Below are 13,745 nucleotides of genomic sequence, written 5' to 3'. Positions count from 1 at the left end.
TACGGGGTCAGTCGCCGGTCACGCCGTCGATCCGCTCGCGGATGAGGTCCGCGTGGCCGTTGTGGCGGGCGTACTCCTCGATCATGTGGAGGTAGATCCACCGGAGGTTGAAGGTCTCGCCGCTGCGGTGCTCGCCCACGCCGAGGTCGTCGAGGTCACGGCCGGCGGCCAGGGTGCGCGCGTGCGCGATCTCGGCCTGCCAGGTGGCGTGGGCCTCCTCGTAGGTGTCCTCGTCCGTGGCGTGGATGTCCCCGTCGCGGTCCGCCTCCGTGGAGTAGATCCACGGCGCCTTCTCGCCGGCCAGGACGTTGCGGAACCAGCCGCGCTCGACCTCGGCCATGTGCCGGACCAGGCCGAGCAGGTTGAGGTCCGAGGGCGGGGCGGACGGGGTGCGCAGCTGGGCGTCGTCGAGCCCCTCGCACTTCGTCGCGAGGGTCGCGCGATGGAAGTCGAGCCACTGCTCCAGCGCTTCGCGCTCGCCGGTGGTGGTGCCGGGTTCGACGCGCGTGACGGTTTCGGTGCGTTCGGTGGTCATGGGCGGCATCGTCTCCCATGATCGCGGACGGCGCCAGGGGTTTCGCGGCCGTCCGGCGGGGCGTGTCAGCCCCGGTCCCTGAGCATGCCGCGCAGCAACTCGTCGAAGCCGGTGCGCAGTTCCGCGCGGCTCGGTACGGCCGCGTGGAAGGAGCCCACTGCGCAGGAGAACATCAGCCCCTCGCTCCAGGCGATCAGGGAGAGCGCGTGCCGTTCGGGCTCGGGCGAGCCGGCCGCGGTCATCATCGCGATCAGCGGGGTGTGGAAGGTCGCGCCGGCCGTGTCGAAGAAGCTCCGGAGCTCGGGGCGGCGGGTGGCCTCCAGGGCCAGCTCGTAGCGGGAGACCAGCAGTGAGCGGTGGTCGGTGAGATAGCGGTGCAGGGCGAGGGCGAGCGCGTCGACGAGCGCCTCGCCGCCGCTCTCCGGGCCCGGCAGCTCGTGCGGGGTGAGGACCTCGGCCTCCCGCTGGACCTGGCGCCGTACGGCCGTCTCCAGGAGGGCCTGGCGGGTGCGGGCGTGGTTGGACGTGGAGCCCTGCGGCAGCCCCGCGCGCTCGTCCACGGCGCGGTGGGTCAGGCCCCGCATCCCCCGCTCGACCAGGAGGGCGAGGGCGGCGTCGCCGATCCGCTCGGCGCGGGAGACGGGGGACTCCGGGGCCGGGGTACCGGCGGTGGCTGAGGTCATGGGGACAACCTACTACCGGCACGACTACAGCTGTAGTACGGTCACGGTGTCGGCCTCACTACAGCTGTAGTGAGGCGCGGTGTCGGGCTCCCCCGCGGTGTCCCGTCGCATCCGCAGGGCCGACCGCACCCGCAGGGCCCGTCGCCCCGCCCGTACCGAGCCGAGGAGCAGCCATGGACAAGCACCGCGCCGTCGTCGTCGGAGCCGGCATCGGCGGACTCACCGCCGCCGTCGCCCTGCACCGCCGCGGCTGGCACATCACCGTCCTCGAACGCGCCGCCGACCTCACCCCCGTCGGCGCCGGGATCGCCCTCGCCCCCAACGCACAGCGCGCCCTCGACGTCATCGGCCTCGGCGACCGCGTCCGCGAGCTCTCCGCCTGGCAGGGCGACGGCGGCATGCGCACCCCCGCCGGCCGCTGGCTCGCCCGTACCGACGCCAAGGCGGCCGCCGCCCGCTTCGGCGGGCCCCTCGTCCTCCTCCACCGCGCCGCCCTCGTCGACATCCTCACCTCCGCCCTCCCCGAAGGCGCCGTCCGCACCGGCGTGACCGCCGCCGTCACCGACCCCGGCGACGACCACCGCCCCGCCCGCCTCACCGTCACGGAAACCGGGACCGGGGCCCTCGACGAGATCGAGGCCGAGCTCGTCCTCGGCGCCGACGGCATCCACTCGGCGACCCGCACGACCCTCTTCCCCGACCACCCCGGCCCGCGCTACTCCGGCGCCACCAGCTGGCGCGTCGTCGTCCCCGCCCCCGCGCGGCCCTTCGCCCCGCACGAGACCTGGGGCGCCGGCCGGCTGTGGGGCAGCCAGCCCCTCAAGGACGGCCGGGTCTACGCGTACGCCATGGCCGCCGCCCCCGCCGGAGGCCACGCACCCGACGACGAGAAGGCCGAACTGCTCCGGCTCTTCGGGGACTGGCACCACCCCGTCCCCGAGATCCTCGCCGGAGTCGCCCCCGACCGGATCCTGCGGCACGACGTCCACCACCTGCCCGACCCGCTGCCCGCCTTCCACCACGGGAGGGTGGCCCTCCTCGGCGACGCCGCGCACGCGATGATGCCGAGCCTCGGCCAGGGCGGGAACCAGGCCGTCGAGGACGCCGTCGTCCTCGCCCACCACGCCGGCGCCGCCCCCGGCTTCCTGCCGAGCCGCGCCCTCGCCGCGTACACCGCCGACCGGCTGCCGCGCACCACCGCCATCGTCCGCAAGGCCGCCCGCACCGGCGCGCTCACCCTGCTCTCCGGCGGGCCCGCCGTCGCCCTGCGCAACGCGGCCGTCAGCGCCGTCTCCCTGTTCGGGCCCGGTCTCGCGCTGCGCGGCTTCGACGGAATCTGCGACTGGCACCCGCCCGTCGACGCCGCTCCTTCGACCGAGGGCGTGATCCGTCCCGCGTAAGCTGACCGGCGCGAACGGCCCTTACGGGCAAGGGCCGGTGGACGACGACAAGGGAGACCCCGTGAAGGTTGGCTGCATCGGACTCGGCGACATCGCGCAGAAGGCCTACCTCCCGGTCCTCGGTGCTCTTCCCGGGGTCGAACTGCACCTCCAGACCCGCACCCCGGCGACCCTGGAGCGGGTGGCCGACACCCTGCACCTGCCTGCCGGACGACGCCACCTCGACCTCGACTCGCTGCTCTCCGCCGGACTCGACGCGGCCTTCGTCCACGCCTCCACCGCCGCCCACGCCGAGATCGCCGGCCGGCTCCTCGAAGCCGGTGTCCCCACGTACGTCGACAAGCCCCTCGCGTACGAGTACGCCGACTCCGAGCGGATCGTGGAACTCGCCGAGAAGCGCTCGGTCAGCCTCGCCGTCGGCTTCAACCGGCGCCTCGCCCCCAGCTACGCCCAGTGCCTCGACCACCCGCGCGAGCTGATCCTCCTCCAGAAGAACCGCATCGGCCTGCCCGAGGACCCCCGCACCCTCGTCCTCGACGACTTCATCCACGTCGTCGACACCCTGCGGTTCCTGCTGCCCGGCGAGGTCGAGCACATCGACGTGCGGGCCCGGATCCGCGAGGGCCTCATGCACCACGTGGTGCTCCAGCTCTCCGGCGACGGCTTCACCGCCATCGGCATGATGAACCGGATGAACGGCTCCACCGAGGAGATCCTGGAGGTGTCGGGGCAGGACACCAAGCGCCAGGTCCTCAACCTCGCCGAGGTCGTCGACCACAAGGGGCAGCCGAGCGTTCGCCGGCGCGGCGACTGGGTGCCCGTGGCCCGGCAGCGCGGCATCGAGCAGGCGGTCCTCGCCTTCCTCGACTCGGTACGGGAGGGCCGGGTGCTCAGCGCCCGCGACGCGCTCCTCACACACGAGCTGTGCGAGCGCGTCGTCCGCGACGCTCTGGCACAGGCGTCCTGAAGGCGCCCGCGCCCTCGGCGGCGCACACCGCGCCCACCACCGCGAGCGCACCGTACAAGGGCCAGTCGCCCCAGCGGACGTAGGCCGTCGTCGTCCCCGAGAGGGGCAGCTCGCGCACGACGGCGGCGCTCGCGTCGGTGCCGAGCACCGGGCCGGCCCTCCGCCCGTCGGGACCGTACGCGGCACTGACCCCGGTGAGCGTCGCGTGGACCACGGGACGGCCCGTCTCCGCCGCCCGCAGGGCCGCGAGCGAGGCGTGCTGGGCGGGCGCCCAGCTGTCCTGGAAGGTACTGGTCGACGACTGCACGACCAGCAGGCCGGCCCCGTCGCGGGTGAGGCGGCGGCTCATGTCGGGAAACGCGGACTCGAAGCAGACGAGCGGTCCGACGCGCAGCGGGGACGCACCGGCCTCGCGGGCGGGCAGGGCCATCACGACCGGCTCGGAGCCCCGCCGCCGGTCCTCCTCCGCGGCCCGGCCGGCGGACGTCACCCAGCCCAGGAGCGGACGCGCCGGGATGTACTCGCCGAACGGCACGAGCCGCATCTTGTCGTAGCGGTCACCCGTGAGACCCGACGGGCCGACCAGGACCGCGCTCTTGTGGATGCCGGGACGGTCGGCGCCCCGCGCGTCCACGTTCACCAGGAGCGGCGCGCCCACCGCCCGCGACAGCGCGGCGAGCCGGGCCACGAGCTTCGGGTCGCCCGTCGGATCGGCGCCCACCCCGCTCTCGCCCCACACGACCAGGTCGAGCCGCTGCCCGGCCAGGGAGCGGGTCAGCGCCTCGGCCCGCGCGAGACGCCCCTCGGGCCCGTCGGGGCCACCGAACACCCCCGGCTGTACGAGCCCCACCCGTACCGTCCCGCTCTCGCGCGGGGCGGGGACGCCCCAGGCCGCCGTCCCCACCACGAGAGCGCAGGCGGCGAGCCCCGCCACCCCGACGGCACGCCGCCCGGGCGACGCCACGAGCAGGACCACGGCCGTGTTCACCGCCACAAGCAGGAGGCTCACCAGCCACACTCCGCCGACCGAGGCGAGCCGCAGCGCCGCAGGGACCTGCCACTGGCTGGCGCCGAGCAGCCCCCACGGTCCGCCGAGCCCCTCCCAGGAGCGGGCCAGCTCGACGAGCAGCCAGCCCGAGGGCACCGCGAGCAGCGCCACGGCCGCCCGCGGCAGCGACGGCGTTCCGCCGAGGAGCGCCCTGACGAGCCACCCCCAGGGCAGCCACAGCAGACCGAGCAGCGCGGCGAGCGGCAGCAGGAACACGTGCAGGCTCGGCAGCAGCCAGTGGTGCATCGCGAGCATGAACCCGAGGCCGCCGAACCAGCCGTCGAGACCGGCACGCCGGGCCCCCGGCGCGGAACGGATCAGCAGCAGCCACGGTACGAGCGCCAGACCGGCCCACCACCAGAGCCCGGGGGCCGGGAAGGCGAGCACGGGCAGGGCGCCGCAGCCGACGGCGAGCAGGGAACGCGCGGCCCCGCGCCCGGCGCGCCGGCGGGCGGGGGAGCGCTCGGCCCGGCCTGCTCGGCGGCGGACCACGAACGGACCACGCATGACGTGCCTCCCGTCGATGCCTCCAGTGTCCGCGAAGCCCCGGTGACCGGGGGTCAGCTGTGGCGGCGCCACCGTTCGTCGACGACGACCGAGGTCAGCCGCCAGCCGTCGGCGGTGCGGCGCGCCGCGAAGGCGTACCGCCCGCCGCAGACGAACTCCTCGCCGGAGGCGAACCGCATCGGGTTGACGTAGTCGGCGCCTATGTCCGCCCGGTCCCCGGTCTCCGGGTAGCCGCCCGGCTCACGGAACCGCACCCGCCGGTTCACGATGAGGTGCTGGCGTACGGGGAAGAGGGGCAGCGTCGCGGCGAGCCACTCCGCGACCTCCGCCGACGGCCCCTCGATGCCGCCCGAGCCGCGGTAGTCGGCCCGGCCGTCCGGGGTGAACAGACCCCGGTAGGCGTCCCAGTCGCCCTCGTCCACGGCCGCCGCGTACCCGGTGACCAGGTCGTCGAGGGCGAATCGGTCCATCACGGTCGCGAGGTCCACGCGCTGCGTCATCGGCTCAGTGTCGGGCAGCGGGGGCCAGGGGCCAAGGGGTGTGCGCGCCCGTCGTGCACGGGCCCACGAGGTGCCGGGGCCGACGGCCGGGCGGGGGACCCCCGAGAGGCCGGTCATACTGGCGGCCATGCGCGTGAACATCGATCCCGAACTGACCGACCGCACCTCCTTCTACCGGCTCCTCACCGCCACCGTCGTGCCCCGGCCGATCGCCTGGGTGTCCACGGCCTCGGCCGACGGGACGGACAACCTCGCCCCGCACTCCTTCTTCACCATCTCCTCGGTGGCGCCGCCGGTCGTGCAGTTCACCTCGGTCGGGCGCAAGGACACGCTGAGCAACGTGGAGGAGACCGGGCAGTTCGTGGTGAACCTCGCCCCCGAGGGGCTCTTCGAGCGGATCAACGCCACCTCCACGGACTTCCCGCGCGGGGTGAGCGAGTTCGACGCGTGCGGCATCGAGCGGGAGCCGAGCCTGCGGGTGAAGCCGCCGCGGGTCGCCCAGTCGCCGGTGGCCCTGGAGTGCGAGCTGCACAGCACGCTGCGGATCGGCGACTCGACGGTCGTCTTCGGCCGGGTCGTGCACGCGGCGGTCGACGAGTCGGTCATGGTCGACGGCCACCCCGAGATGACCCTGATGCGCCCGCTGACCCGGCTCGGCAAGAACGAGTGGGGCACCCTGGGCGGCATCGAGGAGATCGCCAGGGTCCCCTACGAGAACTGAGAGCCCTCAGCTCCCGACCCGCCCTTCCGTGCATCGTTTCCGCATCGGCTGGACCTCGTATCGTGGGTGGCATGTCCGATACGGCTCACGGGATCACGACCGGTGCCGTGGCACGGCGTCTGGGTGTCTCTCCCACCACGGTGCGTTCCTGGGACCAGCGGTACGGCATCGGTCCCGCCGTACGCGCGGACGGCCGGCACAGGCGGTGGAGCCCGGCGGACCTCGCGGTGCTCGACGAGATGTGCCGTCTCACGGCCACGGGCGTCCCGCCCGCCGAGGCCGCGAGGGCCGCACGGCAGACGCGGACCTCGGCGGAGTCGACCGTTCCCGAGGCCGTCCCCGACGCCTCCGTGGCCCCCGTGGCCCCCGTGGCCCCCGTGGTCCCCAGGAGGACCCGTCGACCCGGACCCGGCAGCGGCCTCCCGCGGGGCGACGTGCGGCGGGAGGCCCGCGGGCTCGCCCGCGCCGCCGTACGCCTCGACGGCCCCGCCATGGAGGGGCTGCTCCAGGAGGCGCTGGCCGAACACGGCCTGGTCACCGCGTGGCAGGAGATCATGGTCCCCACGCTGCACGCCGTGGGCCGCAGGTGGGAGTCGTCCGGCGACCGCTACGTCGAGGTGGAGCACCTGCTGTCCTGGCACGTCTCCACCGCGCTGCGCCGGGCCGCCGTGACCGGCCCGGCGACGGCTACCCCGGCCGCCCCGGTCGTGCTGGCGTGCGTCCCCGGGGAGCAGCACACGCTGCCTCTGGAGGCGCTCGCGGCGGGACTGGCGGAGCGGGGCCTGCCGACCAGGATGTTCGGCGCGGCGGTGCCCGCGGAGGCCCTCGACGCGGCGGTGCGACGCTCGGGGGCGGCCGCCGTCGCCCTCTGGTCCCAGGCGAGGTCCACCGCGAACCACGCCCTGGCCCGGCACGTCGCGGGGACGGCCTTCGGGGTACGGGGAGCACGCACGGCCCCCCTGGTCCTGCTGGCGGGCCCCGGCTGGCTCGGCCGGCCCCCGGCTCCCGGCATGATGCGTCCCACCGGGCTGCCCGAGGCCCTCGGCGTGATCTCCCGGTTGTACGGGAATCCGGCCGGGATCGCGGAGTCGTACGGGAATCCGGCCGGGATCGCGGAGTCGTACGGGAATCCGGCCGCGATCGCGGAGTCGTACGGGAAACCGGCCGTGAGCACGGAGGAGTGACGCCGCCGCCTCAGGTGCGAGGCGGTCGGGTGCGGTCGCGTCACCCACCGGTCGCGGCGAGGTCGAGACCGTGGCGCATGCGCCGGAGGCCGCGGCGGGCGTGGCTCTTGACCGTGCCGAGCGGCATGCCGGTGCGGTCGGCGATCTGCGTCTGGGTCAGGTCGGCGAAGTAGGCGAGCTCCAGGACGTCGCGCTGGGCGCGGGGCAGTCTGGCCAGTTCCTCGGTGACGAGGAGCCGGTCGATGATCCGCTCGGGGCCTTCCTGGGAGCCGCCGTTGTGCTCCAGTGCGGCGCCGAGGGCCGCGGTGAGCTCGGTGCGCCGGGTGCGTGCGGTCAGCGCGTCGGCGATCTTCCGGCGGGTGATGCCGGTGAGCCACGCCGGCAGGGTCCCCCGCTCGGGACGGAAGTTCGCGCGGCCCCGCCAGGCGGCGACGAACACCTGCTGGGCCACGTCCTCCGCCTCGCGGGGGTCGCCCAGGGCGCGGGCCGCGAGCGCGTGCACGAGCCGTCCCCAGCGGTGGTACGCCGCGTCCAGGCAGCGCTCGTCCCCCTGGACCAGCCCTCGTGCGATCCGCTCGTCGTCGTCGGCGGCAGCCGTGCCGCGCCGTGTGCGGTGGGCGTGGGTCTCCGCCCGGGTGGCGAGGCGGCCGGTCGTCCGGGGCTCGGTCATGACGGTTCCTCCTCCGGGCGGTGGCGCGGGTGACCACCGGGGCGTGCGACCGCCTGTATCGGAGCGGCGGTACGGCGGAACCTCGTCGATTCCGTGTCCTCACGTTCCGGCGGCGGCCCCCTGCTCCTCAACCCGCATCGTTTCCGCATCGGAATCCGAGCGACGCGGCACCGCTCAGGAGGTCCCCCGTCCCTGCCGGAAGCGCGCCAGCCCTTCGGAGAGCTCGATCAGCGGGTCCGGGTAGTCATAGGCGGCCCGATCGAGGCCGGTCAGGCGCCAGGGCTCGTGGACGGCCGGCCCGCCGAGGTCCGCGAGCTCCGGCACCCAGCGCCGGACATAGGCGCCGTCAGGGTCGTACCGCTTGCCCTGGAGCACCGGGTTGAGGACGCGGTGGGGGCGGCTGTCCGTCCCCGTCCCGGCCACCCACTGCCAGTTGAGCTGGTTGTTCGCGACGTCGCCGTCCACCAGCAGATCGAGGAAGTGGCGGGCGCCCTCGCGCCAGTCGATGTACAGCGTCTTGGTGAGGAAGGAGGCGGTGAGCAGCCGGCCGCGGTTGTGCATCCAGCCTTCGTGGGCGAGTTGCCGCATGGCGGCGTCGACGACGGGATAGCCGGTCCGTCCCTCGCGCCACGCCGCCAGGTCCGCCTCGGCCCCGGCACCCCGGCGCCAGCGGTCGTGACGCGGGCGGTAGTCCGTGCTCGCCGCCCGGGGCCGGGCGGCGAGCACCTGACGGTGGAAGTCGCGCCAGCACAGCTGCCGCACGAAGGCGTCCGCTCCGGCGCCGCCGCGCTTCCTGGCCCGCTGCACGGCCTCCAGGGCGGAGACGGCCCCGAAGTGGAGGTACGGCGAGAGGCGCGAGGTGGCGTCGCCCGCCAGGTCGTCATGGCGCTGCTCGTACGCGTCGCCGTGCGCCGTCAGCCACGAGGCGAGCCGCTTGCGCCCCTCGCTCTCCCCTCCCACGGCGAGGCCCGGCGACACGTCCGCGATCCCGGAGCGCCGGGGCGGCCGCTCCGAGCGCACCCCCGTCGGCACGCGCACCGCCCTGGGGGCGGCCAGCGGTGTCCGCAGCGGCTCGCCCGCCCAGCGCCGGTGGTACGGCGTGAAGACCGCGAAGTGGTCCGAGCCCTGGGGGGTGAGGTCACCGGGCGGCACGACGTCCACCACGCCGTCGTGCACGTACAGCCGGTAGCCGTCCTCCTCCAGCACCTTGCGCAGCTGCTCCTCCCGTGCCCGGGCGAAGGCCGTCGCACCGGCCGCCAGGTGGACCTCGTCCGCCTCGGTCTGCCGCACCACCGCCCTGACCTCGGACACCGTGTCGCCCTTCCGCACCACGAGCCGGCCGCCCCGCTCCCTCAGCGCCCGGTCGAGGTCCACCAGGCAGTCCGCGAGGAAGGCCAGCCGGTTGGGGGCCGCGAAGCCGGCCCGGTCCACCGCCCGGTCGCGCACGAACAGCGGCACCACCTCCTGCGCCCCTTCGAGGGCGGCCCTCAGCGGCGGGTGGTCGTGCACCCGGAGGTCGGAGGTGTAGAGAACGACGGCGACGGTCATCGCGTCCTCCCTGCTCGGCCGCCGGTCGTGAGCGTGCCGTGCGTCTCGGCGGTCCGGGTGATGTTCCGGGCCATGCCGCCGAAGACCACGGCGTGGAACGGGGAGACGCCCCACCAGTACGCCTGGCCCGCGAGGCCCTTCGGATGGAAGAGCGCCCGCTGCCGGTAGGACGTACGGCCCGCCTCGTCCCGTTCGACGATCATCTCCAGCCACGCGAGGCCGGGCAGGCGCATCTCGGCCCGGAGACGGAGCAGGCGTCCGCGGTCGATCTCCTCCACGCGCCAGAAGTCCAGGGCGTCGCCGACCCGGAGACGTGCCGCGTCCCGGCGGCCCCGCCGGAGTCCCACTCCGCCGACGATCCGGTCGGCCCAGCCTCGGACGGCCCAGGCCAGCGGGAAGGAGTACCAGCCGTTCTCCCCTCCCACGCCCTCGATGACCTGCCACAGGGCGTCCGGGCCGGCGTCGACGGCGCGTGACCGTTCGTCCGTGTAGAGACTGCCGCCCGCCCAGTCCGGGTCGGTCGGCAGCGGGTCGCTCGGCGCGCCGGGCGGCGAGGCGGAGGACCAGCGGGTCGTGACCTGCGCGTCCTGCACCCTGCGGAGGGCGAGACGGAGGGACTCCTCGAACGGGATGGGCTGCCCGGGGCCGTCGGGAACGTACCGGGCGATGTCGTGCTCGCCGCAGACCACCTCGTGCCGGAGCGACTCGGTGAGGGGCTTGGCCAGGGAGGCCGGCACCGGTGTGACGAGACCGATCCACTGGCTCGACAGCCGCGGGGTGAGGACGGGCACGGGAACGATGAGGCGCCTGGGGAGGCCGGCGATCTCGGCGTACCGCATCATCATCTCCCGGTAGCTGAGCACGTCGGGGCCGCCGATGTCGAAGGTCCGGTTGACGTCGGCGGGCATGCCGGCGCTGCCCACCAGACAGCGCAGGACGTCGCGCACGGCGATGGGCTGGACCCTGCTGCCGACCCAGCTGGGCGTGACCATGACCGGCAGCCGTTCCGTCAGGTACCGCAGCATCTCGAAGGAGGCGGATCCCGAACCGATGACGACGGCGGCGCGCAGCACGGTGGTGGGGACGCCCGAGTCGAGGAGGATGCGGCCCACCTCGGCACGGGAGCGCAGGTGCGGCGAGAGGTCGCTCTCCGGCACTCCGCGCGGGGTGAGGCCGCCCAGATAGACGATCCGCCGCACTCCGGCGGACCGGGCCTCCGCGGCGAAGACACGGGCGGCCAAGCGGTCCCGGTCCTCGAATTCCGCCGTCGAGCTCATGGAGTGGACGAGGTAGTAGGCGACGTCGACGCCGTCGAGCGCCCCGCGGAGGCTCGCGGCGTCGGTGACGTCCCCGCGCACCGCCTCCACCCGGTCGACCCAGGGGACGTCACGGAGCTTGTCCGGATGCCGGGCGAGGCAGCGGACGCGGTGACCGGCGTCGAGGAGCTCCGGCACGAGGCGGCCCCCGATGTAGCCGGTCGCGCCGGTGACCAGGCAGCGGGTGCCTCCGGCCGGTCTTGGAGTGTTCATGCGCTGATCCGTTTCGCCGATGGCCCTGGCGTACACGCCCTACGCCGGTTCTTCGCCTCGGCGGGCGCGCGCGGATGCGGGCCGTGGCCCTGCCGTCGCACGCGCGGCCCGCCTCCTTCGGCACCCGGGTCGGGACGGACGAGCGCTGCCGGGGACGCGCGCGGTCAGCTCGGGGCGGGGGTCCTGGCGGGGGCGGCGTTGGCCGCGGCCGGCCGGTAGAAGATGTCGATGTCCACCTCTTCGCCGCCGACCATCAGGGTGTCCCAGGCGCCGCTCTCCCACAGGGTCCGCAGGGTCGAGGAGCCGAGCGTCTCCAGGTGGTTCCGGAGCGTCGCGTCGTCGGGCATGCCGGGGACGCGCGGTGCCAGCCGGTCGCGGATTCCCCGCAGCCGTTCCATGAGCGCGTCGATGTCCGCGTCCCTCTCCAGGTCCTTCCCTTCCGACTCCTCGATGCTCTGGGCGATCCTCTCCTTGATCGCGCGGCTGACGCCGTTCTCGTCGGTGGTGATCATCGTGTTCCAGGCGCGGCTCTTGTGCCGGTACTGGAGCATGGACATGGCCGCTTCGTGGCGGGTGAAGTCGGCGTCCCGGAACGCCCTTCCGGTCCAGGCGCCGTTGAGGGACCGGGCCAGGGACATGGCCGAGCCCAGACCGCTGTTGAGCCCGCGGCCGGGCCAGAAGTGGATCGCGTTGGCGGCGTCGCCGAGGAGGAAGCCGTACGTCCCCGGGGTGGTCGCCGTGGCCGGAAGCAGCCGGGTGGTGAACCGTGGCCGCTGCACCATGTCGAGCCGGAAGGCGGTGACGGCGCTCAGGTCCCGCTCGGCGACTCCGAACAGTGCCAGCCCCTCCCGCACCCGCCTCCACAGGGCCGAACTCCTGACCATGGCGGGCAGGAAGAGCGTGCTGTGCGTCGAGCACTGGAAGTCGCCGTGGTCGTCCCGTCCCATGACACACGGGCGCGAGGCGATGCATTCCTCGAAGACGTGCCGGACCGGGTCGATGCCGATCACTTCCGCGGCCTCGGCGTCGGTGAGCCGCATGTTCAGGAAACCCTCGCCGCGCAGGGCGTTGAGGAGGAAGCGGTTCTGGGAGACGGTCAACAGGACCGTCATGGGGTCGGTCAGGGCCGATTTGACGCGCAGACCGAGGACCACGTCCTGAAGGTGCTGACCGTTCAGCGAGTAGATGGACTTGTCGGCGTTGCCGAACCTGTCGGTGAAATGCTCGCGCGTCCGGGAGCGGCTCCCCTCGCAGACGGCGAGTACATGTCCCCGGGTCTCCGCCTTCTGATAGGCGGCGGGGTCGAACACTTCGGGAACCAGCCGGATCCGCTCCGGCTTCTCGTTGGCCAATTCGAGGAGGGTGTCCTCGATGTACGCGATGCGGAGGTTCCTCGGTTTGCGGTCACGGAGCGAATCGGGGCCGACCGGCCACATTTCGGAGTACGCGTCGCCGCGGAAGAGCCGGGCCTGCACCTCTTCGGGGAGGTTGAGGTACTGGCGGCTCTGCACGGTGACGACCTGCTGCCGCCTGACGTTGCCCTGCGCCGCGGTCTTCCAGACGACCTTCGCTCCGTCCTGGACCCATCGGCCGTCGTACACGGTGATGGACACGCGGGGCCCCATGAGGCTTTCCAGGAGGAGCGCGAAGCTCAGACCGACGGGACCGCCGCCGGTCACCGTGACGTTCAGCACCGGCCCTGCCGCGAGGGTCGCCGCGGACGGAGCGACCGGCCCGAGCACGGAGAGGTCGAGGATGGTCTCCATCGCGTCGGCGGCTTCGAAGCGGAGCGTCTCGGTGCCGATCTCGATGAGGTCTCCGGGCTGCAGTTCGTGCGAGGTGACGCGCGTCCCGTTGACGCGTGTCCCATTACTGCTGCCGCTGTCGTAGAGGACGAATCCATGGCGTTCGCGACGCACCTCGGCGTGAAAGCGCGAGACGTTCCCCTCCGTTATCACCACGCTGTTGTCGCCGTTGCGACCCAGGGTGAGCGGAGTGGCGCCGATCGGAAACTGCTGTCCCGCCAGAGAGCCCTGATGGCCGACGAGCCGAGGAGGCATGGGTCACCCAATTCCATGAGTCACGGATCCGATGACGAAATTGCGAGACCGGCCGCCCAGACGAACAGCACCCCCTGCGTCACACACGGCGAGCGGACCGGAACGCAGGGCTATGATATTCGGGCCGCGAGGCGGATGAGAAGGCGTGCGGACCCATCGCTCATCACACGGTGACCATCTGGTGACGATGTGACACCGGAGTTCCGAGGGGGGCGCCTGGGGCCGATGCGCAGAAAAGCGACCCACGTGCGCGGGGACGGGACGACGGGGGCCGGAATGCGGAAGGGGCCCCCCCGCCGGGGGCCGGGGGGGGCCCTCGGTGGGGACAACCGGCACCCCCGGGGACGGCGGGGGGGGGGGGGGGGGCGGGACTGGCGGCCCCGAAGAAAAAAA

General features: G+C 73.8%; 12 protein-coding genes. 4 read left to right on the top strand and 8 right to left on the bottom strand.

Going from position 1 to position 13,745, the window contains the following annotated elements; genetic code table 11:
• Positions 1-7 precede the first annotated feature (7 nt).
• Both ACWGN5_RS02835 and ACWGN5_RS02830 read right to left on the bottom strand, forming a co-directional pair.
• Positions 8-535 carry a DinB family protein gene (locus ACWGN5_RS02835; protein ID WP_453510819.1) on the bottom strand — a complete coding sequence of 176 codons (528 nt, stop codon included), beginning with the start codon at positions 533-535 and terminating at the stop codon, positions 8-10.
• A 65-nt stretch (positions 536-600) separates the two neighbouring features.
• On the bottom strand, positions 601-1,218 hold the full coding sequence (locus tag ACWGN5_RS02830) for a TetR/AcrR family transcriptional regulator (protein ID WP_453510818.1): 618 nt from the start codon (positions 1,216-1,218) through the stop codon (positions 601-603).
• A gap of 173 nt (positions 1,219-1,391) precedes the next feature.
• On the opposite strand from ACWGN5_RS02830, the gene ACWGN5_RS02825 reads away from it, so the two are divergent.
• The gene (locus ACWGN5_RS02825; RefSeq protein WP_453510817.1) at positions 1,392-2,618 is read left to right on the top strand and encodes an FAD-dependent monooxygenase; all 1,227 of its coding nucleotides are present in this window, start codon (positions 1,392-1,394) and stop codon (positions 2,616-2,618) included.
• Between the two features lie 61 nt (positions 2,619-2,679).
• Entirely contained in the window at positions 2,680-3,585 is a 906-nt protein-coding gene (locus ACWGN5_RS02820) for a Gfo/Idh/MocA family protein (RefSeq protein ID WP_453510816.1), read from the top strand.
• On the opposite strand, the gene lnt is transcribed toward ACWGN5_RS02820, so the two are convergent.
• Together lnt and ACWGN5_RS02810 are read right to left on the bottom strand one after the other, a co-directional pair.
• Complete coding sequence (gene lnt, locus ACWGN5_RS02815) at positions 3,530-5,140, bottom strand: apolipoprotein N-acyltransferase (protein WP_453510815.1); 1,611 nt, start codon at positions 5,138-5,140, stop codon at positions 3,530-3,532. The genes ACWGN5_RS02820 and lnt overlap by 56 nt on opposite strands.
• A 53-nt stretch (positions 5,141-5,193) precedes the next feature.
• Entirely contained in the window at positions 5,194-5,640 is a 447-nt protein-coding gene (locus ACWGN5_RS02810) for a nuclear transport factor 2 family protein (protein WP_453510814.1), read from the bottom strand.
• Between the two features lie 127 nt (positions 5,641-5,767).
• Here ACWGN5_RS02810 and ACWGN5_RS02805 point away from each other — a divergent pair, with 127 nt between their 5' ends.
• Positions 5,768-6,361, top strand: a complete 594-nt coding sequence (locus tag ACWGN5_RS02805) for a flavin reductase family protein (RefSeq protein WP_453510813.1) — start codon at positions 5,768-5,770, stop codon at positions 6,359-6,361.
• 71 nt (positions 6,362-6,432) lie between these two features.
• Positions 6,433-7,545 carry a MerR family transcriptional regulator gene (locus ACWGN5_RS02800; RefSeq protein ID WP_453510812.1) on the top strand — a complete coding sequence of 371 codons (1,113 nt, stop codon included), beginning with the start codon at positions 6,433-6,435 and terminating at the stop codon, positions 7,543-7,545.
• A gap of 40 nt (positions 7,546-7,585) precedes the next feature.
• On the opposite strand, the gene ACWGN5_RS02795 is transcribed toward ACWGN5_RS02800, so the two are convergent.
• The 4 genes from ACWGN5_RS02795 to ACWGN5_RS02780 form a co-directional block, all read right to left on the bottom strand.
• Positions 7,586-8,215: a sigma-70 family RNA polymerase sigma factor gene (locus ACWGN5_RS02795; RefSeq protein ID WP_453510811.1), complete on the bottom strand. Its 630-nt coding sequence runs from the start codon at positions 8,213-8,215 to the stop codon at positions 7,586-7,588.
• Positions 8,216-8,389: 174 nt separating this feature from the next.
• Positions 8,390-9,763, bottom strand: coding sequence for a cryptochrome/photolyase family protein (locus ACWGN5_RS02790; protein ID WP_453510810.1), 1,374 nt, complete (start codon positions 9,761-9,763; stop codon positions 8,390-8,392).
• Positions 9,760-11,292, bottom strand: coding sequence for an SDR family oxidoreductase (locus ACWGN5_RS02785; RefSeq protein ID WP_453510809.1), 1,533 nt, complete (start codon positions 11,290-11,292; stop codon positions 9,760-9,762). The genes ACWGN5_RS02790 and ACWGN5_RS02785 overlap by 4 nt, the downstream gene beginning before the upstream one ends.
• Before the next feature lie 164 nt (positions 11,293-11,456).
• On the bottom strand, positions 11,457-13,352 hold the full coding sequence (locus tag ACWGN5_RS02780) for an FHA domain-containing protein (RefSeq protein WP_453510808.1): 1,896 nt from the start codon (positions 13,350-13,352) through the stop codon (positions 11,457-11,459).
• Between the last annotated feature and the right edge of the window lie 393 nt (positions 13,353-13,745).

Source organism: Streptomyces sp. NPDC055815 (genome assembly GCF_053616475.1).
Note: the sequence above shows the minus strand (reverse complement) of the source record. Positions and strands in the feature narration are given on the sequence as shown.